Origin of the sequence: Streptomyces sp. NBC_00237 (assembly GCF_026342435.1) — a bacterium.
Lineage (GTDB): Bacteria > Actinomycetota > Actinomycetes > Streptomycetales > Streptomycetaceae > Streptomyces.
In genome coordinates this window covers 574,286-597,360 of the sequence record NZ_JAPEMT010000002.1, presented here as the reverse complement: position 1 = coordinate 597,360, position 23,075 = coordinate 574,286, and the positions used below count along the sequence as shown (strand labels likewise).

12 protein-coding genes and 1 pseudogene are annotated in these 23,075 nt (G+C 71.0%); 9 read left to right on the top strand and 4 right to left on the bottom strand.

Going from position 1 to position 23,075, the window contains the following annotated elements; genetic code table 11:
- Window positions 1-6: 6 nt before the first annotated feature.
- From OG897_RS16935 to OG897_RS16915, 5 genes are all read left to right on the top strand, one after another.
- Window positions 7-1,686 (top strand): TIGR02677 family protein, encoded by a 1,680-nt coding sequence (locus tag OG897_RS16935; protein WP_266657664.1) that lies wholly within the window; start codon window positions 7-9, stop codon window positions 1,684-1,686.
- Window positions 1,686-3,104: a TIGR02678 family protein gene (locus OG897_RS16930; RefSeq protein WP_266657662.1), complete on the top strand. Its 1,419-nt coding sequence runs from the start codon at window positions 1,686-1,688 to the stop codon at window positions 3,102-3,104. The genes OG897_RS16935 and OG897_RS16930 overlap by 1 nt, the downstream gene beginning before the upstream one ends.
- Window positions 3,101-7,312 carry a TIGR02680 family protein gene (locus tag OG897_RS16925; protein ID WP_266657660.1) on the top strand — a complete coding sequence of 1,404 codons (4,212 nt, stop codon included), beginning with the start codon at window positions 3,101-3,103 and terminating at the stop codon, window positions 7,310-7,312. The genes OG897_RS16930 and OG897_RS16925 overlap by 4 nt, the downstream gene beginning before the upstream one ends.
- Window positions 7,309-8,691 (top strand): TIGR02679 family protein, encoded by a 1,383-nt coding sequence (locus tag OG897_RS16920; protein ID WP_266657658.1) that lies wholly within the window; start codon window positions 7,309-7,311, stop codon window positions 8,689-8,691. The genes OG897_RS16925 and OG897_RS16920 overlap by 4 nt, the downstream gene beginning before the upstream one ends.
- Before the next feature lie 246 nt (window positions 8,692-8,937).
- Window positions 8,938-11,517: a DUF262 domain-containing protein gene (locus OG897_RS16915; RefSeq protein WP_266657656.1), complete on the top strand. Its 2,580-nt coding sequence runs from the start codon at window positions 8,938-8,940 to the stop codon at window positions 11,515-11,517.
- A 405-nt stretch (window positions 11,518-11,922) separates the two neighbouring features.
- Here OG897_RS16915 and OG897_RS16910 read toward each other — a convergent pair whose 3' ends face one another.
- Complete coding sequence (locus OG897_RS16910; RefSeq protein WP_266657654.1) at window positions 11,923-12,945, bottom strand: 2-phosphosulfolactate phosphatase; 1,023 nt, start codon at window positions 12,943-12,945, stop codon at window positions 11,923-11,925.
- 62 nt (window positions 12,946-13,007) lie between these two features.
- Window positions 13,008-13,244: pseudogene (locus tag OG897_RS16905) on the bottom strand (VOC family protein); the annotation flags it as partial.
- A gap of 383 nt (window positions 13,245-13,627) precedes the next feature.
- Between OG897_RS16905 and OG897_RS16900 the strand changes: the two are divergent.
- The 4 genes from OG897_RS16900 (at window position 13,628) to OG897_RS16885 (ending at window position 20,936) form a co-directional block, all read left to right on the top strand.
- Window positions 13,628-15,949, top strand: a complete 2,322-nt coding sequence (locus OG897_RS16900; RefSeq protein WP_266657652.1) for a choice-of-anchor A family protein — start codon at window positions 13,628-13,630, stop codon at window positions 15,947-15,949.
- A gap of 151 nt (window positions 15,950-16,100) precedes the next feature.
- Window positions 16,101-18,086, top strand: coding sequence for a bifunctional UDP-sugar hydrolase/5'-nucleotidase (locus tag OG897_RS16895; RefSeq protein WP_266660239.1), 1,986 nt, complete (start codon window positions 16,101-16,103; stop codon window positions 18,084-18,086).
- A 244-nt stretch (window positions 18,087-18,330) separates the two neighbouring features.
- Window positions 18,331-19,335: a TIGR03842 family LLM class F420-dependent oxidoreductase gene (locus OG897_RS16890; RefSeq protein WP_266660237.1), complete on the top strand. Its 1,005-nt coding sequence runs from the start codon at window positions 18,331-18,333 to the stop codon at window positions 19,333-19,335.
- Between the two features lie 77 nt (window positions 19,336-19,412).
- Entirely contained in the window at window positions 19,413-20,936 is a 1,524-nt protein-coding gene (locus tag OG897_RS16885) for an NCS1 family nucleobase:cation symporter-1 (protein WP_266657650.1), read from the top strand.
- 29 nt (window positions 20,937-20,965) lie between these two features.
- On the opposite strand, the gene OG897_RS16880 is transcribed toward OG897_RS16885, so the two are convergent.
- The gene (locus OG897_RS16880; protein ID WP_266657648.1) at window positions 20,966-21,469 is read right to left on the bottom strand and encodes an SRPBCC domain-containing protein; all 504 of its coding nucleotides are present in this window, start codon (window positions 21,467-21,469) and stop codon (window positions 20,966-20,968) included.
- A gap of 62 nt (window positions 21,470-21,531) precedes the next feature.
- Entirely contained in the window at window positions 21,532-22,956 is a 1,425-nt protein-coding gene (locus OG897_RS16875) for an NAD(P)/FAD-dependent oxidoreductase (protein WP_266657646.1), read from the bottom strand.
- Between the last annotated feature and the right edge of the window lie 119 nt (window positions 22,957-23,075).

The following is a 23,075-nucleotide window of genomic DNA, read 5'->3' as shown; positions in this document are numbered from 1 at the left end:
GATGGCATGGAACAGAAAGACGGGGCCTGTGCGGCCGAGGTGGCCGACAGTGGCGAGCAGTGGCAGCGACTCAGCGCGTACAGCTACCTCAGCGCGCCGGAGCGCATGGAGTACGTGGCCGTGATGCGGGTGCTCTGTTCCACCCTGCTCGCGGACCTGTCCGTCCCGGACGTGCTCGCCAAACTCACGACGGGCGGAGGACCGGGCGCCCGGCTGGACGCCGACACGCTCACAGCCCGGCTGGACCAACTGGTGAAATGGGGCAACCTGCTGCGCAGCGCGCACACCGTCAAGGCGGGCAGCATCGTCGAGTACCAGCGCTCCCGCTCCCGCTACCAGCTCTCGAAGCTGGGGGAGCAGGTGCAGCGCGACGCGGACGAGGTGCTGGCCGGCGCTGACGCCGCCCGTGAGGTGAGCAGTGAGCTGCTGGCCCTGGTCGACCGGGGGCTGCGGGAGCTGGCCGGTCTGGTCGCGGCACCGGGCGGTGCGGATCCGCAGCGGGCTCTGGAGCGGATCTCCACCCTGTTCGTGCAATTCGCCGAGTTCGCCGATTCGGTACGGGATTTCTACGCCTACCTGGGACAGGTACTGGCCCGCTACGACCTCGACGGAGCGGAGTACCAGGGGTTCAAGGAGCTACTGCTCGACTATGTCGAGGCCATCACCGAGGACGTGTCCTTCCGGTCTCCTCGGATCGCGGCGTCGCTGAACGCTCTCTGGCCCGGGCTGCCGGGGCTGCTGGCTCGCATCGACGCGCACGCGACGGGGCTCTCGGTCCTCGCCGACGGCCTTCCCGGGACCAGGGTGCAGCGCAGCCGCGGCAGGGAGATGGCCGACTGGGAAGGACTGCGCGGCTGGTTCACCGACGTGGACGGCTCCGGCAGCCAGGTGGACCAGTTGCGCGATGCCACGCTCAGGGCCCTCCAGTCGCTGCTGGCCAACGCCAAGCGGCTGATGCGTTCGGCCACGGGAGAGATATCCCGTCGCAAGGACCTGCTGAGGCTCGCCGCCTGGTTCGACGCGGCTGATCCCGAAGGGGCGCACGACATCGCGGTGGCCGCCTTCGGTCTGTACGGGGCCCGCCACCTGGGCGTCGCACCCGATCCCGACCAGGCAGTCCCCGCCTACGTCAGCTGGTGGACCGGGCCCGTCGTCGACGTACCGGTTGCCCTGCGGGAGCGCGGCAGCCGGGCCCAGCGGGGCCGGCCCGCCTCGGTCGAGAACCACACCGAACAGAAACGCCGCCTGGTGGAGCGCGAGCGCGAGCGGTCCGCCGCCCGCGAGACGGCGGCGGACGAGCTGCGCAGTGCTGCGGAGCGATTTGACCAGGTGCGCCTTACCTCGGCCGCGCTGAGCCTGCTGCTGGAGCTGCTGACCGCCGCACTCGGTAACGCGCAGCTCCAACGCCACGAAGGACAGGGCGACTTCGTGCTGGACGGGGCGCAGGCGCAAGACGTGGACCTCGGCATCAGGCTGCTCGTGCGGCGTACCCCGGGCACGGAGACGGTCCTGCGTTCGGCGGACGGGGACCTGGCCCTGGCGGATCTGCGGCTGAGTGTGCTGAGCGTGCCGGACGCGGAGGCATCGTCCGGGGGAGGGGCGGCGCCCGGAGAGGGCGCGAATGCCGCGCAGGATCTCACAGGCCCCATGCCCCGGACGGCTCCTTCGGTGCGGGAGAGTGCCTGATGCCCCTGCCCTCCTCGCACGACGTGGCGCTGGCAGCCGAGCGGCGCACGGCCGCCCGCCTGTTGCTGGCCCACCCCCTGGTGACCCGTACCGGGCCGCACAGCGACGTCTTTCCGCTGATCCGCCGCCACGCTGACTGGCTCGCCCAGCGGTTCCAGCAGGTTCTGGGATATCGGCTGCTGGTGGAGGCTTCGTATGCTCGGCTGTTCAAGGCCGGTCTGGGGCCCGGTGCCGGACACCGCATCGAGCGCTCCACCGGCACTCCGTTCACCCCCAGGACTTACGCCTACCTGGCACTCGCGCTCTCGGTCCTGGTCACCGCCCCCGAACAGATGCTGCTCTCCCAGCTCGTCGCGGACCTGCGGGCCGCGGCGGTGGACGCCGAAATCGACATCGAGGACAGCGGACGCCAGGCCGAGCGCCGCACCCTGGCCGCCGCTCTGCGCCAACTGGTCGACTGGGGAGTCCTGACAGAGACCGAGGGGCACGTCGGCGCCGTCGCCGACGACCGGGACGGCGAGGCGTTGCTGAGCGTGGACCGGGAGATCGCTCGCGCCATCGTCGCGGGCCCGCTGGCCCAGAGCAGGGACGGTGCGGACCTGGTGCGCAAGGCCGCCGATCCCGGCTTCGGTGGCCCCAGGACGTACGTACGCAGAAAGCTCGTCGAAACCCCGGCCGTCCATCTCGACGACCTCACCGACTCCGAACGCGAATGGCTGCGCACCCGCCAGCGACGTGAGTCCCAGGCATTCTCCGAACTGCTCGGCCTCGAAGCGGAGATCCGTGCCGAGGGCATCGCCATGATCGACCCGGACGACGAACTCACCGACCTTCAGTTGCCCGGCACCGGCACGGTCGCCCAGGCGGCCCTGCTCCTGGTGGAGCGGTTGGCCGCCCGGCTGCGCCCCGAGGGCCCGGGCCACCCCGCGACCGGCGGCCACCTGGTGATCGGTGTGCCGGTACCGCACGAGATGCCCGCCGAGATCGTCGGCGAGCTGATCGAGAGCTACGGGCTGCGCAGCAACTGGCAACGCCAGTACGTCGACGACCCACCCGCCCTGTGCGCGGCAGCCCTGGACCTCCTGGCCAGAATGCGCCTGGTGGCACCCCGGGGGCCGGTCCGGGCGGACGGGCACGGAGTACCCGACGGGTACGAGGAGCCGCTCGCGGACGGCCGCTCGGTCACCGATGTGGCAGGAGCCCGAGGGCAGAGGGCTCGCGAGACGTGGACGGGAGAGGACGGGGAGACCGGCTGGGTACTGCTCGCGGCCGCAGCCCGGTACGCCACGCACGTCGCGGTCAAGAGCGCCGCATCGGTCTCCGGCTCTCCCCGCCCCGAACCATCCGCGCAGCTCTCCGCCCGCCCCGCACAGCCCCCGCAACCCTCCCCGCCCGTACAACAGGAGCTCCCCCTGTGAACCACCGCTACCGCCTCCACCGCGCGGGCATCCGAAATATCTGGCAGTACGACGAGCAGGAGTTCGCCTTCGGCGACGGCAGGCTGCTGCTGCGCGGCAAGAACGGTGCCGGAAAGTCCAAGGCCCTGGAGATGCTGCTGCCGTACCTGCTCGACGGTGACGCCCGCGCACTGGACGCCACCGGCACGGGGCGCACCACCCTCGCCTGGTTGATGCTCGACGGCATCGCGCAGACCAACCGGCTCGGCTACCTATGGGTGGAGTTCCACCGGCAGGATGAGGCCGGGACCGACCATTACCTGACGCTGGGGGCTGCGGTCCGTGCGTCCAGGTCGACCGGAGTGGCCAAACCGTTCTTCTTCGCCACCCCGCTGCGCGTCGGAAACGACCTGCACCTCGTCGAGGCGGGGCAGCCGCTGCCCATCGACCGCCTCCGCGAACAGGTGGGTGCCGAGCACGTACTGGAGCGGGCCGTGGACCACCGGGCCAGGGTGGCCCGCGAACTGTTCGGCCTGAGCGACCCGGCACGCTTCCGCAACCTCACCCATCTGCTGCACCGGCTGCGCCGCCCCACCATCGGCGACCGCATCGAGGCCGGCGGCCTGATCACCGTACTGAGCGAGACCCTTCCCGCCCTCGACGACGAGGTCGTCGAGAAGGTCGCCCGCAACCTCGACGACCTGGACGCGGTACGGGAGGACCTCGGCCGCCTGGAGCGCACCGACGCCGCCCTCGGCCACTTCCTCACGAGCTACCGGGGCTATCTGCACGGGGCGCTGCGCCGCCGGGCCGCCGACGTCGGGGGCGCCCTCGGCATCCTCGGCGGGCTGCGTCGCGCGGCCGGAGCGGCGGCCCAGCGCACCGTAACCCTGCGTACCGTCGAGGACGAGCTCGCGGCCCGCCTGGAAACCCTCCGGGCCGAGCACGCGACGGCCGTCACCGACCTCGACGCGCTGCACGCCAGCGCGGGCTACCAGAGCCTGAAGGAACTGGGCGAGAAGCGCAGTACGGTCGCGGCCCTGCACAGCGCGGCGACCGTCGCGTTCAAGGCGCTGCGCCAGGCACACACGGGGGAGAGGGAAGCGGCCGGGCGGCTCACCGCCGGGGCGGAGCAACTGGGTGCGGATCTGCGTGAACTGGGAACGTCTTACGGGGAGTTGAGGGGCGATGCCGAGAGGTCGGGTCTTGATCCGGTCCATCTCGGAGACCCCGTGGCAGCCGCCGCAGTCCCGGCCGCGGCGGCACAGAGCACCACCCTCACCGACCCGGACGGCATGCTGCACGTCATACGGCACGCCCGTGCCGTCGCCGTCGACACGGGCGCCTGCGCCGATTCCCTGGGCAAATGGGCCGGCCAGCTGGCAGCCGCCGCCCCCGTGATCAGGACCCGTGGCCGGACAGTGACCGAACTCTCCGCACTCCTCGCGAAGTCCCAACGGGCCGAGCGGGAAGCCCTTGAGGCGGACACCGCCCGCGAGCAGTTGGAGGAGCAGGCGGAGCACGCCGCAGGGCGGGTCCACAGCCGTCGGCAGGAAACCGCGCACGCGAGCGCACAGTACGCACACGCGGTCCGGAGCTGGGCCGCTCGCCTGGAGAGCCTCGCCGACCCCGGCGTCTGTCTGGTTTCCGTACGGGACCTGGTCGGCCGGGACGAAGCCGCCGACGCACCGCTCGACGAGCAGACGCTGCCCGCCGAAGTGGCCGACGCGGTGGCCGAAGCCGCCGAGCAGGCCATGGAACCGGTCCTCGCCCGGCTCTCCGGCGAACGCGACGCCCTGGCCCTGCGCACCCGTGAACTCGCCACCGAGCAAGACCGCATCCAGCGCGAGAAAGAAGCCCGGGAGCAGCAGCAGGACCCGCAACCGCCCCGCACGCCGTACCGCGACGCGCCCCGTGCCTCGGCCACCGGAGCCCCCCTCTACCGACTGGTCGACTTCGCCGAGGACCTCGCCCCGGCCGAGCGGGCCGGAGTGGAGGCAGCCCTGGAGGCGTCGGGCCTCCTCGACGCATGGATCACCGCACAAGGCGTGGTCGTGGACCCGGCCACCCGCGACACCCTCCTCGTTCCGGGCAACCCGGTCGACGGCCCGGCCCTCGACCGGGCACTGCGCCCCGTGGCCGCGCCCGGCAGCGGAGTAAGCGCGGCCCAGGTCACCCGCGTACTGGCATCCGTAGCACTTCATACGGCAGCGGGGGCGCCACCAGAAGCGTCACCGACGGCAAACCACCCTGCCGCCGTCAGCGCGATCGGCACTGACGGCACTTGGGTGCTGGGTGTCGCACGGGGCCGTCACACCAAGACGGAAGTGGAGTACGTCGGCGCGGAAGTGCGGGCCGAGACACGCCGACGCATCATCGCCGACCTCGCCCGTCGGCTGGCACTGGTGCAGGAGGACCTCCAGGCCGCCCGGATGCGGCTGCGGGAGCTGACCGCACGCCGCGACGAGATCGAGGCGGCTCTGCGCCGCTCGCCGAAGGCCCGCGACCTTACGGACGCCTGGGCGCGCACTTCGGAGGCGGAGCGTACCGCGGGCGAACTGGCCGGCCGAGCCGCGAAGGCGGCCCGTGAGGCGGAGAAGGCGCGGGGCGACGCCGTCGCCGTACGGCGGCAGGCCGAGGCCATGGCCACCGCCCACGACCTGCCGGCCGACCCCGCCGCTCTGGAGGAGGTCCGGGCCGCCGGGGACCGGTTGCGCCGCGGTGCCGAACAGCTGCATCGCCGTATTCGGGCGGTGGCCGCGAGCACGGAAGGTCATAGGGCGGACCGCGACGGATACGACAGGAGCCGGGACGTCCGCGCGACGGCGGAGTCCGACTACGCACAGCGCAGTGGAGCTCTGAACGCTGCCCGCCGCACGATCCAGCAGCTCGAAGAGGCGATGGACGCGACGGAAGCCGCAATCCTCGCCCGCGAAAACGAGACGAACCTTCGTCTGGAGGCCGTCTCCCGTCAACTCCCCGCACTCGAGCGGGAAGTGGCCGGAGTTCACGACGACCGCATCACCGCGGAGGTGGACGAACGTACCCAGCGCGACAAGCTCACCGCCCAGGAGACCGAAGTGATCACCTGCGGCGCCGCTCTGCGCACCGCGCTTTCCATGCCCGAAGTGACGCGCGGAGCAGGACTGGACCGCGAACCGAGGGCGGGCCTGACCGACCCGGACCCCGCCCACGAGGACGTACGCACCCGGATCAAGGCCCTGAGCCACTTGGTCGACACCGTCAAAGCCGTCCTGGGCGTGGAGCGCGACGACATCTCCGACACCTCCCTCCTCAACCGTTCCAACGAACTGCGCGACAAACTCTCCGGCGGCTACGACGCCCTCCTCGAAGAACGCGACGGCATCAAGGTCTGCCGGCTCGTCGACGACCACGGCTCGCACGACATCGCCCAGGTCGGGGCCCGCATCGCGGCCCAGGCAGCCGAAGCACGCCAGCGCCTGACCGACCGCGAACGCGACGTCTTCCAGCGTTTCCTCACCGGAGAACTCGGCGACAACCTCTCCTCGCAAGTCCTCGCCGCGAGCACCCTGGTGGACGCCCTCAACGGCACCCTGCGCACCGTCCGCACCTCCCACGGACTCGGCGTCGAACTCGACTGGCGGCTTGCCGACACCGCCGAAGCCGATGTCCGGGCCGCCGTCGAACTCCTGCGCAGCCCGTCCGGCCTGCGCACCCGCGAACAGACCGAGCAACTGCGGGACGTACTCCAACGCCGCATCGAAGACGCCCGCCGAACCGACCCCGCAGCCGGCTACGCGGCGCACCTGCGCACCGCGCTCGACTACCGCACCTGGTTCACCTTCACCCCCTGGGTCGTCGACGACGCGGCCCCGGGCCGAAAGCGCCGAATGACCGGCCGCACCGGCCTCAGCCAAGGCGAACAGCGTGTCCTGTCCTACCTGGTGCTCTTCGCCGCGGCAGCCGCACACTTCACGACCCTCGCCGAAACCGCCCCGCACGCACCACGTCTGATCCTCCTGGACGACGCCTTCGCCAAGGTCGACGAGCCCACCCACGGCAGGCTGGGCCGCATTCTGGTCGACCTCGACCTCGACTTCGTCCTCACCAGCGAGCGCCTCATCGGCAACTGGCCCGACGTACCGTCCCTGCACATCTACGAATGTCTACGTGATCCGCATACCCGGGGCGTCGCCACGCTCCACTACACCTGGAACGGCAGGCAGCGCCGCCTGATGAGCGTATGACCGGCGAGCTCCCGGCCACCGGTGAAGCGGGAACCGTCCCTGTCATACGCGCGGCGGGAACCGCCCCGACCGTGCACGACACGGAGGTGGCCCCGACCGCTACCGGGACCGGGAAGCTCCCCGCAGCCACCTACACCTGGCTGTCCCAGCCACCCCTCCACCGCCTGTGGGCGGCGGTGCGCACCCGCCTGGAGGCCAACGGCCTGCAAGCCACCGGCGCCGTGCGACTGACGAACCTCACGCCTCAGGAACGCGAAGCGCTCTCGCTCCTGCTCTCCCGGCAGGTGAGCCGCCCCACCACAACCATCCACCTTGCCGCTCTCGACACCCGGCTGCGTATCAGCGCGGCAGCCATGGGCCTGGCCGAGACGCTCACCCAGTTGGGCCAGCCACTCACCGACCGCCGAGCCACCCGCGACACAGCCCGCGCGCGTCGTACCCACCTCTGGTCCAACGCCACGGAAGCGCTGGCAGCCTCCCCTCTCGGGGCCCACCCCTGGGCAGAGCGATGGTGGGGGGAGATCCGTCGCACCGGAGCCGTCACCCGCCAGGCCGAGCCCACTGCATCGGCCACCCTCCACCAGGCCATCCACACCCTCACCCTGCTCTTCCCACCCGTCCCACCCACCTCGCCCTCCGTCCGAGGTCGCGGCGACCTCGCCACCCAGGTCACCGGTTCCGCCCACGGCCTGGACGATGGCACCCTGCTCTCCCGCCTCGTCCTGCGCGGCATCGCCCACGCCCACGGCGCTGACTTCCCGTCCGACGCCGGCGGCCGCCGCGCCCTCTGGCGACTGGCCTCCGTCATCCCGGACGAGGTCTCCAGTACGGTCCTCACCTATGGCCTGCGCCCCACCGCCACCACCTGGCGCGAAGCAGCCCTGCGCGACCGGGCTGACCACCACGCCGAAACCCACCTGACCCTCCGCGAACTGCGCACCCTGCGCCTCACCATGCCCCCGCGCACCCGCATCCACATCTGCGAGAACCCCCGCGTTGTCGAAGCGGCAGCCGACGCGGGCTGCGCCCAGCCCTTGGTCTGTACCTCGGGAAGCGCGGCCACCGTGGTCCTCACCCTCTTGGACGCGCTCGCCGAGAGTGGCTGCACCCTGGCCTATCACGGCGACTTCGACTGGCCCGGCATCGCCCTCGCCAACCGCGTGATCGGCCGCTACGACGCCCGCCCTTGGCGTATGAGCACTCTCGAATACGAACGCCTCGCCGCTCGCACCCAGACCGCGGGCACCCCACCCCTTCTCCTCACGGGCCCGCCCGTCGCCGCCGACTGGGATGCCGAACTCGGCCCCGCGATGGAGGCCCTGTCGCTCGCCCTGCACGAAGAGGCCGCGCTCGACACCCTCCTGGAGGATCTCGCATAGCCCGTTGGAGCGGCCGACAGCGGTCGGCGGCAGCCCAGATCGGGTCCTCTGCGGTTCCCCACGGCCGGGCAACGCCTCGACAGCCACGCTCACCGTCCCGAAGTGACCCCACCCGCGTCAACTCTGCGGATACCTGGCCTTCCGTTGTTTCCCGGACGACTGTCTACGGCACGTCCTATCGTCGGTCGTCCAGGCACTGCGGTGCGGATGGTAAGGGCGCGGGAATTCAGGAGAACGGACACCACCATGCAGGCCAAAGAGACGCTGCTCGCCGACCTCGTGCAGGGGCGGGCCCAGCAGTTCCAGGTGCCGCTCTACCAGCGGACGTACTCCTGGACCGAGAAGCAGTTGGTGCAGCTGCGGAGCGACATCCTCGAACAGGTGGAGCTGCTGGAGACCGGCGAGAAGGCCAGCGCGCACTTCCTTGGCTCCGTCGTGCTGGCCCCGTCCCCGCAGAACGAGGCGACGTTCCCGCGCTGGCTGGTGGTCGACGGGCAGCAGAGGCTGACCACGCTTTCCCTCGCACTCGCCGCGGTCCGGGACCATCTCGCGCTCACCCTGCCGGACGAGGCGGAGCGGATCGACGAGGAGTACCTGATCAACAAGCGGAAGAGCGAGAACGACCGCTTCCGTCTCCTCCCGACCCAGGCTGACCGGCCGCACTACGCCGCGCAGATCCGCGGCACCCACGAGGGGCAGGCGGCCGGGGACAACGTCTCTGCCGCCTACCGCTTCTTCCGACGCAAGCTCGTCGAGGCGGACGACCCCGCCGACCCGAGGGACGTGCTCCGTATCGAGCAGGCCATCACCTCCCGGCTCACCATGGTCTCGGTGACCGCCGAGCCCGGTGACAACGTCCACCGGATCTTCGAGTCCCTCAACAACACCGGTCTCAAGCTCAGCCAGGCCGACCTGCTGCGCAACTACCTCTTCATGCGGCTGCCCAACCGTGGCGAGCGCGTCTACGAGACGTACTGGCTGCCCCTCCAGGCGAGCCTGAGCAACAAAGAGCTCGAACAGCTCATGTGGCTGCAGCTGGTACTGGACGGCGACGACCGGGTCCGCCGCCAGGATCTGTACGCCGCCCAGCAGCACCACTTCGAGAGGGCCGAGGCCAGCGAGGCGGACATTGAGGCGTACGTGAAGGAGCTGCACCGCCGTTCCCTGCACTTCCGCAAGGTGATCCGGCCCGAGGAGGAGAACGACCCGGCTGTCCGTGCCCACCTGCGCAGGCTCGACGCCTGGGAGGCCGCCGCCACGTACCCCGCGCTGATGCTGCTGCTCGACCGACGGGAGCGCGGCGAGACCGACTCGGCGCAGACGGCCCGCGCACTGTCGTACGTCGAAAGCTTCCTGGTGCGCCGCACCATCTGCCGCATCCCGCCGAACAACCTCAACCGGATCTTCCAGTCGGTGCCCGCACAGCTCCCGCTGGACGTCCCCGTGGCCGACGGCCTGCACCAGCTCCTCTCGGCCAACAACCGCTACTGGCCCGACGACGACGAACTGCGCGGGAAGTTCCGGGACGCACCCTTCTACCTGTACGGCCGGCCGGAGCAGCGCAAGCTCGTCCTCCAACGGCTGGAGGAGAGTTACGACCACCCCGAGCCGGTGGACTTCGCTGCCGCGAAACTCACCATCGAACACGTCCTGCCCCAGTCGGCGGGCGACGAGTGGATGCGCATCCTCGCCGAGGACGCAGCCGACGGCGAAACCCCGCAGGACGTGCACGCCCGGCTCCAGCACACCCTGGGCAATCTGACCCTCACCGCCCAGAACTCCGAACTCTCCAACCACCCCTTCGACCGCAAGCAGGACCTGCTGAACAGCAGCCACCTGGAGATGAACCGCCGCATTGCCGCCACCGACCGCTGGGGCGCCCGCGAAATCCGCGCCCGAGCAGACGAGTTGGCCGAGCGGGCGCTCGCTCTGTGGCCCGCCCCGCTGCACGGTGTCGGCAGGGCCGAGCGCAGCCGCGACTGGCAGCTCGTCCACCAGGTCCTCGCCGCACTGCCGCACGGCACCTGGACCTCGTACGGTGACCTCGCCGCCTACATCGGCTCCGGCGCCCAAGCGGTGGGCAACCACCTCGCCCAGACCGAAGGCATCGTGCATGCCTACCGGGTCCTCAACGCAGACGGCAGGATCTCCGACGGATTCCGCTGGGCTGGCCCACAACCGGAAGGTGACGACGTACGGGCACGACTGAGCGCCGACGGCATCCACTTCACCCAGACCGGAGCGGCCGACCCCGCCCAGCGCCTCAACAGCGACGACCTGGCCTTGCTGCTGGCCGACCCCGACCAGGAGCCGAACACCAACGGCGCGGTCACGGCAGCACGCGACGGAGGAGACCCGGAGGGGGAGACCCGCGCCGAGCGGTTCTTCCGACAGCTCACCACGGACGACACCCCAGAAACAGTGGCCGCCGTGCGTACCCTCTTCGCCCAGTGGGAAGACCTGGGCGGCTGGATCGGTCACGGGGCGGGCCAGGTCACCACCAGCGCCTTCCTGATGCTGGGCAACGAGGGTGGCCCCGGCGCCGGGATCTGGCCCCTCACGGTCTACCCCGGCGGAGGACGCGGCGGGACGGCGGAGGTGGTCTTCCAACACCTCGCCAGCCGCGAGCCCTTCACCGACCGCCGCCTGCGCGCGGAACTCCTCGGCCGTCTCAACGAGCTGGAGGGCGTGGACATCCCCGAGGGCAAGCTGGAGCTGCGCCCCAACTTCCGGTTGTCCTTGCTGGAAAAGGATCGGAACCGTGAGCTGCTGGCCACGACGCTGGCCTGGTTCCGGGACTGCTGGGCCGACCGGGACATGGCGTAGGACCCGGAAGCCTGGGGGTTGGAGCGCTCGCGGGGCTGATGGGAGCGACGAGGGAAAATCGGAGCGGAGCCGTCACGAAGCGGGTTTTCGTCTCTGAGTAGTACCGGTGGCGCATCTGAGTGCGAGGGTATTTCGCGGCGTCGCCGCCGGTGCGACCCCTCACTGCGTGGTGCCGTTGGCTACGACGGCACCACGCAGTGGTCAGCCCTATGGGTATTCACCCGCTCGGATTGGTTCAGACAGTGGGCCGGGCAGAGGGCAGGTCCAGGACCTCGTGGTGATGCCAGAGCAACTGCCGATCGCCGCGACGCAATTCGGCGTCTCCCCACTCAAGACGTAGAACCCCGGTGTCCATCGCGCATGCGTACGCCAGCAGAACCAGTCCGGCGTCCGGATCCAGTTGGTTCAAATCATTGTGGAGCTCGGCCTCTTGGAGCTCTTCGAGTCCCAAGTCCAGCTCGCCCTGCCGTGGCTCCGGGCCATGACGCCTGATGAGGTCCGCACGGAGGCCGACAGCGCGACGCAGCCGGGCGACGGTGACAGGTACGTCCCGCTTCGCGTAGCGGATGGGGTAGAGCACCCGCCCAGCCACGACCATGACCGTGCGTGCTTGATTGCGGGGGCCCGGACGAAGGCGCCGTCGGTCAGGACTGCCGTGTGCGGGGTGGAGTCGAGCTGCACGGCGATGCGTACGTCCTCGGCGAAGGAGCGGCCGTACAGCTCTTGGCCGGACGCGGACAGGGTGACGGCGCGGTCGATGTCGTCGGCCGAGGTGGCCGCGGTGTACGAGGTGTACGAAGCCGCGGCGGCCGTCGCTTCCGGGGAGAGGGCGGAGCGGCCCCGTTCGTACAGGCGTGCGATGACGGCGCCTGCTCCCAGCAGGTCCTCCAGGGCCGGGCGGAGGGAGCCGTCGGGGAACCGTTCACCGGCGGCGATCACCGCCACCGGGGAGTCGGCGGTGCCGTGTCCCTCGTGGATCAGCCACGCGGCGGTGGCGTCGGCGTTGCGCAGGCAGCCCGCCAGCACGCGTGCGCCGGTGGCGGCGGCCGCAGACGAGATCTGCGAGCCGTTGGGAGAGGGCAGCACCAGACGTTCCACCGGTGGCCCGTCGCGCAGGGAGGCGGGGGACAGTGTCCACGGGGTGGCCTCGGTCGCCATCGAGCGGCCCACTGCCAGGGCGGCGTCCAGCTTTTCGGCGTGGGCGAGGGCGCGTTCGTCACGCCAGGGGTAGGGGTGGACGGCCGTGCCCCGGTCCGTGGCCACCGACACCGAGGTGCTGAACGACAGCACGTCCACCACGACCAGGCAGGCGACCTCGCCGGAGAGGGCGGCCGCCGCGGCGGGGCCCCAGTCCATCCGTACCCCATAGGGCGACTGGGTCAGCCAGGTGGGGTGCGGAGGTGCGGGGGGCGTGCTGTGCGTGGTCATCGGACGCGCTCCTGGGTGGGGTCGTATGAGCGTGCAGGCTGCCCCTCGGGGGTGACCGACGGTCAGGCGAGGCAGAATTCGTTGTCTTTGATGTCGCGCATCGTCAGGCACGACTCGTTGACGCTGACGGAGCGCAGCAGGCAACCGTTTTCCGCGCCGAGCGCGATCGGCCGGGGGTACTCGGCCTCCAGTGCGGCCAGGCGTTTCTCTCCTACGAGACCGGTGCCGACCCGCACGTCGAAGTGCGGCCGGTTCGGGATGTTCTTGCCCTCGGGGGCGCGCGGGAAGTGCAGGCGCGGGGTCTCGCCGACCGGGATCGACGTTGTTGGGTCATCGTAGGGGCGGTCTTCCCCGGCGCCTCCGGGGACCCGTCACCGGTCGGGCGGCGGAGGCGATCACCTTGGTAGTTGACGGCGCGTCAGGAAATTCTTGACAGCAAACACTGGGACTATCTCCGGGCGTCCGTCACTCGCCGCGGGCGCTCCGGACGCTCCCTGCTCAGGGCAGGGGCTCGACTGAGGAGCAGTGAGAAGTGCGCATGCTAACTGCTGGGATGAGGTCTTCAGGGATGAGAGCGGCGGGTGTGTCGTGGCTCGCCGTCAGTACTGCCCTCCTGCCCCTCACCGTCGGAGTGAACGCCGCAACTGCGAATTCCGGGCCCGGTGCCGCCACCCCGTCCGCAGTGCGCGCGGCCCCCCTGCCCGGTGGACTCGGCCCCTGCGTCCCCGGTCAGTGCCCCGACCCCTTCCCGCCCATCAACAACGGTGCGATCGCCGGGTACGACAACGGCATCAGCGTCTTCGCGGGAGGCGACTTCCGGGTGCGCGGCAAGGCGGCCGAGGCGGAGGGCCGGGTCGTCGTCCTCGGGGCGTTCGACATGGACAAGTCGCCGGAAGGCAGCCAGATCTACAACGTCGGCGTCGCGGGCGTCGGCTCCCGCGTCGCGCCGCCCGTCGGGTCCGACTACCTCGCCACCGGCGGACCCGTCACCATCGGTGCAGGTCAGCGGCTGCTGGCCGAGGACGGAGTGGTACGTCACGCGGGCCCCGCCACCGGCACCATCGTCGGCACCAGCACCCTTGACCCGGCCGCCGTCACCCCGTACGTCGGGCTGCGCAAGGAACTTTCCGACGCCAGCCAGTGCTACGCCGACGGAGACACCGGTACGCGCCCGCCCACCGGTACGGCCGTCAACGAGGGCGGCCAGACCGTCTTCACCGGCGACAACACTTCCGCCCTCCAGGTCTTCAACGTCGACTTCGACCTGGCCTCGGCGAACGGCGGCCAGCAAGGCATCGAGTTCCGGAACATTCCGGACGGAGCGACGATCCTGGTCAACGTCCTCGGCACGAACCGCACCATCAACACCTACAGCGGCTCCTTCGACGACAACGACCCGCTGAACAAGCTGCGCGGCCGGCTGCTCTGGAACTTCCCCGACGCCACCAACGTCGAGATCAAGGGCACGGGCCAGTTCCAGGGCAGCGTGCTCATCGGCAACCAGGCATCCGAATCCGCCGTGTCCGTGCCCGGCGTGAACGGCCGCTTCTTCACCACCGGCAACCTGACCCACCAGAGTTCCGCGACCGGGGGCGGCGGCCAGGAGTTCCACGCGTACCCCTTCAACGGCGACCTGCCGGACTGCGGGACCGCCCCCGTGGAGGGCGACCTGAAGGTCCTCAAGGTGGATTTCACCACCGGGGCTCCGCTGCCCGGCGCGGTGTTCCAGCTGTGGCGTGAGTCGAACGGGGTTGCGGGTCTCCAGACGTCGGGTGCGAACCCCGACGAGCGCAAGGGCCCCGAGTGCACGACGGACACGCGGGGCGAGTGCGCGGCGAAGGGGAATGAGGAGGACTCCTTCTACTGGGAGGAGACTCGTGCGCCCTCCGGCTACGGCCTGCCCGACCCGCACGTCTTCGGGCCGGTGAAGCCCAGTACGCCGGCCACCACGACCACGGTGCGGAACCTGCGGAAACCCAGTTCGGTGGACGGAGACCTCCAGGTCCTCAAGGTGGATTCCGCCACCGGGGCTCCGCTGCCGGGCGCGGTGTTCCAGCTGTGGCGTGAGTCGAACGGGGTCGCCGGTCTCCAGACGTCGGGTGCGAACCCCGACGAGCGCAAGGGGGCGCCGTGCACCTCGGACGAGCAGGGCGTGTGTGCGGGGAGGGGGAACGTGAAGGATTCCTTCTACTGGGAGGAGACCCGTGCGCCCTCCGGCTACGACCTGCCCGACCCGCACGTCTTCGGGCCGGTGAAGCCCGGTACGCCCGCCACCACGACCACGGTGCGGAACAAGAAGAACGTCGGCCCCGAGGTCTGGGGAAAGCTCACCGTCCGCAAGGTCGACTCCGCCACCGGGGCTCCGCTGCCCGGCGCGGTGTTCCAGCTGTGGCGTGAGTCGAACGGGGTCGCCGGTCTCCAGACCTCGGGTGCGAACCCCGACGAGCGCAAGGGCGCGCCGTGCACCACCGGTGCGGACGGGCGGTGCACGGCCCTGGGCAAGGGCGGTGACTCCTTCTACTGGGAGGAGACCGGAGTCCCGGCCGGCTACCAGCCGCCCACTCCCTCCGTCTTCGGGCCGGTGAGAATGCCGGACACGCCCCCCGCGGAGGGCGTGACGATCGTTGCCCGCAACACGAAGAAGGTCGTCCCGGAGGTCAAGGGCAGCCTCCACGTCCTCAAGGTCGACTCCCGCACCGGTCGCGGGCTGCCCCGCGCCGTCGTCGAACTCTGGCGCGAGACCAACGGCGTCCCCGGCCTCCAGACCACCGGGCGCGCCGACACGCGGACCGACAGCGGCTGCGCCACGGACGAGCGGGGCCGCTGCGACTTCGACGGCCTGAAGCTCGGGTCGTACTACGTGCGCGAGACCGAGGCCCCCTCGGGCTACCTCCTGCCGCGCAACCCGGTCTCCGGACCGCACACCGTGAATCGGTCCAACGCCTCCACGGGCGTCACCGTACGGATGACGAACGAGGAGAAGAAGGTCAAGCCCAAGAAGTAGCAGGGGGCGGTCGTGCTGTGGCAGCACCGTGCGGGTTCACGGTGCTGCCACAGCGTCCTCACGCGATCGACGCCTCAGCTTCCCGGGAGCTTCACTTCCGTATCCGCACCATCGCTGGGTGACTCAGACTCGTAGCAGACACTCAGTCAACATCCCTACGCAGCAGACGAGTTCGCGGCCGCACGAGACGGGGCGACGGACCTTCCTCACCGCTCTCGGCGCCCTCGCCACCACCACCGCCCTGGGCGTCCCCGCCTACGCCTCCGAAGCGGCCCGCGACGCCGCCACCGCCGACGAGTACGTCGACGTACAGCTCCTCAACATCTGCGACCTGCACGGGTACTTGCAGGGCCCCACCGGCAGCGACGCCGTCGTGCGGGGCAACGGCGGGAAGACGTACACCGTCGGCGGCGTCGCCGCGATGGGCACGCATCTGGAGCGGCTGCGGGACGGGCGGGCGAACTCGCTATTCTTCGCGCCAGGAGACCTCTTCTCCGGCTGGGAGTTCGACGCCGCCGCCTTCTCCGACGAACCGACGATCGAAGCCCTCAACAAGCTCGGCCTCGACTTCGCGACCGCCGGGAACCACGAGTTCGACAAGTCGCCCGCCAACCTGGTGCAGCACATGGTGGGCGGGCGGGCCTATCCCGTCGTCGGGCGCGACACCGGATTCCGCGACTCCACCGGACGCCGCTTCCGGGGCGCGGACTTCCGCTACTACAGCGCCAACGTGGTGCGGACGCGGACCGGGCGGACCGTCCTCCCGCCGTACCACGTGGAGTACGTACGAGGGCCGCGCGGGCGGCGCATTCCGATCGGGTTCATCCATCTCACCGTGTTCGGGACCGAGTTGCTCTTCTCGAACTCGTACCATCCGGGGCTGAGGACCCTCGACCAGATAGCCACCGCCGACCGGTGCGCCCGCGAACTCAAGCGGCGCGGTGTGCACGCGATCGTCCTCAGCATGCACGACGGGGCCGTCGCGGGCGGCGACTTCAACAGCGGCAGCAACCCGTCCGGTCCCGCCTACGAGCTGGCGCTGAAGGTCTCGCCCGACATCGACGCCATCGTCTGCGGGCACTGGCACACCCGCTTCAACATGATGCTCCCCGACCCCAACGGCGTCCCGCGCCCCTTCGTCGAGGCCGGATTCCACGGGCAGGTCATCAACGAGATCAACCTGCGCCTCGACCCCCGCACCGGCCGGGTCGTCCGCGAGCTGACCGTGTCCACGAGCCACCCCAACACCCGCGACGTCACCCCGCACCCCGAGCTGAAGGCCGTCGCCGACTACTGGGCCGGGCAGGCCGCCACCCGCGAACGCAGCCGCATCGGGACCCAGCGCGGCCCCTTCACCCGTACGCGCAACGCCCTCGGGCAGTCCACGATGGGTGACCTCGCCGCGGACTGGACGCTGTGGGCGGCGCGCAGGCCCGCACCGTCGTACGACGACTCCAACATCCACCGGTACGTGCCCGCGCAGCTCGCCCTGGTGCCGCTGGCACCCGCCGTCGGGCAGTCCCTCGTACGCGGCGACCTGACGCCGGGACCCGACGGCGCGGTCGCCTTCGGGCAGGCATGGCGGGCCATCGGGTACGGCAGCCCCACGGTGTGCGTGCGGGTGACCGGGCAGCAGATCCACGACGCCCTCGAACAGCAGTGGTCCACGGGCCCGGGCGGGGCGCTGCGCTTCGCGCCGCTCGCCGTCTCCGCCAACGTCCGGTACGCCTTCGACGCCGCCGGAGCCGTGGGGGACCGGGTCGACCCCGCCGACGTGACGATCGACGGCGCGCCGCTGCGGCCCGACCGGGACTACCGGCTCGCCACCTCCTCGTACACGATCCTCGGGATGGACGGCTACCCGGCGCTCACCGACCGCCGCGAGCCCTACCGGCACCAGCGCGACTTCGAGAGCTTCATCGCCTTCGTGCGCGAGCGGCGGGTCCTGACGCCTTCGCCGCTGGACCGGGTGCGCGTCAAGAACGCCGCCCTGCGCGGGCCCGGCGTCGGCGAGGTCGTCGACCCGCCCGTGCCGGTGCGCGAGGACGGCACGCCGCAGCCGCCATCGGTCGCCGCCACCCTCACGGCCGGCGGACCGCACGCCCTGCGGCACGACGGACACCGGCCACCCTGCTGATCGGTCCGCGACCTGCGGGGGAGGAGCCGTCACGGTTCTTCCCCCGTACGGGCGAACTCGGTGACGCCGCACGTGGACGCGCGTGGTGTCCCTCTTGCCAAGGCCCCCGGCGGGGTCCACGATTGACCCTTCGCAGCCCCGGCGGCGTGGCTCCCGGGCGGCTGAAAACGCCCTGCGCGCCCGGCAGTTCGCCGCATCCGACACAGCGTCAGTACCTGAGCCAGGAGGTACGCCCCACATGCCGATGGACTTCGGACTCGTCCTGCAGACCGATCCGCCCGCATCCGAGGTCGTCGGCCTGATGCGCCGCGCCGAACGCAACGGATTCCGCTACGGCTGGACCTTCGACTCCGCCGTGCTCTGGCAGGAGCCGTTCGTCATCTACAGCCGCATCCTGGAGCACACCGACCGGCTGATCGTCGGGCCCATGGTCACCAACCCGGGCACCCGCACTTGGGAGGTCACCGCCTCCACCTTCGCCACCCTCAACGACATGTACGGCAACCGGACCGTCTGCGGCATCGGCCGGGGCGACTCCGCGATGCGCGTCGCCGGGCGCAAGCCCAACACCCTGGCCCGGCTCGGCGAGGCCATGGACGTCATCCGCGACCTCGCCGAGGGCCGCGAGGCGAAGGTGGACGGCCAGACGGTACGGATCCCGTGGGTGCGGGACGGGCGGCTGCCGGTCTGGATGGCCGCGTACGGGCCCAAGGCGCTCGCCCTCGCCGGGGCGAAGGCCGACGGGTTCATCCTCCAGCTCGCCGACCCCTTCCTCACCGAGTGGATGATCCGCGCGGTGCGCGACGCGGCGTCCGCCGCCGGACGCGACCCCTCCGACGTGAAGATCTGCGTCGCCGCCCCCGCCTACGTCGGCGACGACCTCGGCCACGCCCGCGACCAGTGCCGCTGGTTCGGCGGCATGGTCGGCAACCACGTCGCCGACCTGGTCGCGAAGTACGGGGCCGAATCCGGCCTCGTACCGCAGGAGCTCACCTCGTACATCGAGGCCAGGCAGGGCTACGACTACGCGCACCACGGGCGGGCCCAGAACCCCGACACCGACTTCGTGCCCGACGAGATCGTCGACCGGTTCTGCCTGCTGGGCCCGGTGGAGGCGCACATCGAGAAGCTGCGGGCGCTGCGAGGGCTGGGCGTCGACCAGTTCGCCCTCTACGACATGCACGACGCGCGGGAGCGGACCATCGACGCCTACGGCGCAACGGTCATCCCTGCGTTGAGCACCTCCTGAACCCCCTCTTATCCACGCGTAGTTCGGCACTCCCGACGAAAGGCCCGGCGCTCCGACCTCGACGAAGGGTTCGGCCCATGACCGCCACCGCTCCTGGAAGCCCGACATCCGACCCGGCGCGAGGGGCCCGCGTGGAACTCGCCCCCGGCGCGGTCCCGCCCGAATCCCGTTACGTCAACGACGACTTGCTGCCCGTGCCCGTCGCCCGTCGGCGCTGGACGACGTACAACTTCGCCGCCCTGTGGATCGGCATGGCGCACAACATTCCCTCCTGGCTGCTCGCTTCGGGGCTCGTCGCGCTCGGCATGGACTGGCTCCAGGCGGTCGTCACCATCGCCCTCGCCAACCTCATCGTGCTCGCCCCGATGCTGCTCACCGGGCATGCGGGGCCCAAGTACGGGATCCCCTTCCCGGTGCTGGCGCGGGCCTCCTTCGGGCTGCGCGGGGCGAATCTGCCCGCGCTGATCCGGGCGGGGGTGGCGTGCGCGTGGTTCGGCATCCAGACCTGGATCGGAGGGCAGGGCATCTTCGTCCTGCTCGGCAAGATCTTCGGGGGCTGGGCGGAGGTCTCGGAGATCGGCGGGCAGCCGTGGACGCTGTGGCTGTGCTTCCTGCTCTTCTGGGCGCTCGAACTCGCCATCATCCACCGGGGGATGGAGACCCTGCGCCGCTTCGAGAACTGGGCGGCGCCGTTCGTCATCGTCGGCGCGCTGGTGCTGCTGGGGTGGATCACGGTCAAGGCAGGAGGGGTCTGGCCGCTCCTCGACCAGCCGTCGAAGCTGGGATGGGGGGCGGACTTCTGGCCGGTCTTCTTCCCGTCGCTGATGGGGATGATCGCCTTCTGGTCCACGCTGAGCCTGAACATCCCCGACTTCACGCGCTTCGCCGCCGGTCAACGCGCCCAGATCCGGGGGCAGTCGCTGGGGCTGCCGACCACGATGACGCTCTTCGCGCTGCTGTCGGTCTTCGTGACGTCCGGCTCGCAGGCGGTGTACGGGGCTCCGGTCTGGGACCCGGTCGCGCTCGCCGCGAAGACCGACAACGTCTTCGGGCTGCTCTTCGCGCTGGTGACCGTACTGATCGCCACCCTCTCGGTGAACCTGGCGGCGAACGTCGTCTCCCCGGCGTACGACCTCGCCAACCTCGCGCCGAAGCGCATCAACTTCCGAACGGGCGCGCTGATCACGGGAGTCGTGGGCGTCCTCATCATGCCGTGGAAGCTGACGGCCACCCCCGAGCTGTACATCTTCACCTGGCTCGGTGTGGTCGGCGGGCTGCTCGGCACGGTCGCGGGCATCCTGATCGCCGACTACTGGATCGTCCGCAGGACCGTACTGGAGCTGGCCGAGCTGTACCTGCCCGAGGGGCGCTACTGGTACACGGGCGGCTGGAACCTGCGGGCCGTCGCGGCCTTCGTCGTCGGCGGGGTGCTCGCGGTCGGCGGGTCGCACTCCGCCCCGGGCAAGGGGCCCTTCCCCGCGGACGGACTGATCCCGTTCCTGCGCCCGCTCGCCGACTACGGGTGGGCGGTGGGGCTCGCGGCGGCGCTGCTGCTGTACGCGGTGCTCATGGCTCCGGCACGGGGCGGGCGCGGGCGGTAGGGGGCGTACGGGTGCGGGCCGAGCGGGCGCTAGGCGAGTTCGGGCAGTGGTTCGCCCGTCTCCAGGAGGGACTTCAGGCTGGAGAGCACGCTCGGCCAGCCCTCGCGGATCATGGCGAGCACCGTGCTGCCCGGGTCGAAGCCGTCGTGGACGAGGTGCAGGCGGGTCACCGTGGGCCCGGTGGGCTCGATGTCGTACGCGATCTTCGAACGTGACTCGGCGGCGAGCCTGGCGCGCAGTTCCTCGTCCATGCCGACGGCCTCGGCGAACGCGGGGGTGAAGGTGTGCCAGGTGAAGGAGAGGCTGCGGCCGGGCTCGGCGGCGAGGACCACCTGCTCCGGGTCGGGGTCGCCGAGCCCCATCCCCTGCCAGACCACGGTCGACCCGGGCTTCCAGTCGGAGTGGAGGGTGAGCCCCCAGTAGCGGCTGGTGTGCGCCGGTTCGGTCAGAGCCTCCCAGACCTGGTCCGGGGTGGCCCTGAGGTACACGAGGTAGTCGAAGGCGGTGGTGCGGTCCAAGTCCGTGGAGTCCATGACGGTCATCGTGGGCGGGGGAGAGGGAAGCCGCACGGCGAGGCAGGCGGCCCGCAGGTGGTTCAGCCGTTGTCCACGGCGCGGAGGTGGCGCCACACCGCCTTCGCCGCGTTGTGGCCCGACATGCCGTGCACGCCCGGGCCTGGCGGGGTCGCGGACGAGCAGAGGAAGACCGCCGGGTGCTTCGTGGCGTAGGGGAAGAGGGACGGCTTGGGGCGGAGCAGGACTTGCAGGCCCGAGAAGGCGCCGCAGGCGATGTCGCCGCCCACGTAGTTCGCGTTGTGCGCGGCCAGCTCGGGCGGGCCCGCCGTGGCACGGGCCAGGACGAGGTCGCGGAAGCCGGGGGCAAAGCGTTCGATCTGGCGTTCGATTGAGTCGGTCAGGTCGCCGTCCCAGGCGTGCGGCACGTGTCCGTACGCCCAGAACACGTGCTTGCCCTCGGGGGCCCGGGAGGGGTCGATCACGCTCGGCTGGGCGGTGATCAGGAACGGAACGTCCGGGGGCGTGCCGCCCGACGCCTGGCGCAGCGCCTTGCCGATCTCGCCCTGCGTGGGGCCGACCTGCACCGTTCCGGCCCGGCGGGCCTCTTCGGCGGTCCAGGGGACCGGGCCGTCCAGCGCGTAATCGATCTTGAAGACGCTGGCGCCGTAGCGGTAGTTCTCGTACGCGTTCCCCAGCCGGGCGATCCGGGCGAGCGCGGTCGGGGAGGTGTCGAAGACGTACGCGCGGGCCGGTGGCAGGTCGTCGAGGCGCTTGACCTCGTAACCGGTGTGGACGACACCGCCGAGATCGCGGAGGTACGCGGTCAGCGCGTCCGGGATGGCCTGGGAGCCGCCGCGCGGGGACGGCCAGCCGTTCTCGTGCGCGGCCAGGGCGAAGAGCAGGCCGACCGCACTCGTCGCGAACCCGCTCAGCGGCGAGATGACGTGCGCCACCAGCCCCGCGATCAGCGCCTTCGCCTTCTCGTCGCGGAAGCGCCGCATCAGCCAGGTGGACGGGGGCAGCCCTTCGACGCCGAAGCGGGCCAGCTGGAACGGGTGGCGCGGGAGGGTGGTCAGCGGCAGCGACATGAAGTCCTGGGAGAGGGCGTCCCACTTCCCGAGGTACGGGGCGACCAGGCGGCGGTACGTGCCCGCGTCCCTGGGCCCGAAGGACGCGGCGGTCTCCGCGACCGAGCGGGACAGCACGGCGGCCGTGCCGTCGTCCCAGGGGTGCGCCATCGGGAGCTCGGGATGCAGCCACTCCAGGCCGTACCGCTCCAGCGGCATCGCCTTGAAGGCGGGCGAGCCGACGCCCAGGGGATGTACCGCCGAGCACGGGTCGTGGCGGAAGCCGGGCAGCGTCAGCTCCTCGGTGCGAGCGCCGCCGCCGACGGTGTCCTTCGCCTCGAACACCGCCACGGAGAAGCCGCGACGGGCCAGCTCAACGGCGGCGGTCAGCCCGTTGGGGCCCGCCCCCACGACGACTGCGTCAAGCATCGGCGACACCTCGGACTCCTCACACCACAGCTCACGGCTTCCCACGCCACTTCGCGTCGGGCACCCAGGGTATTCCCGTGCACCGACAGCCCCGACGGGGGTGGGGACATGGTCCGCTTCGCGATCCG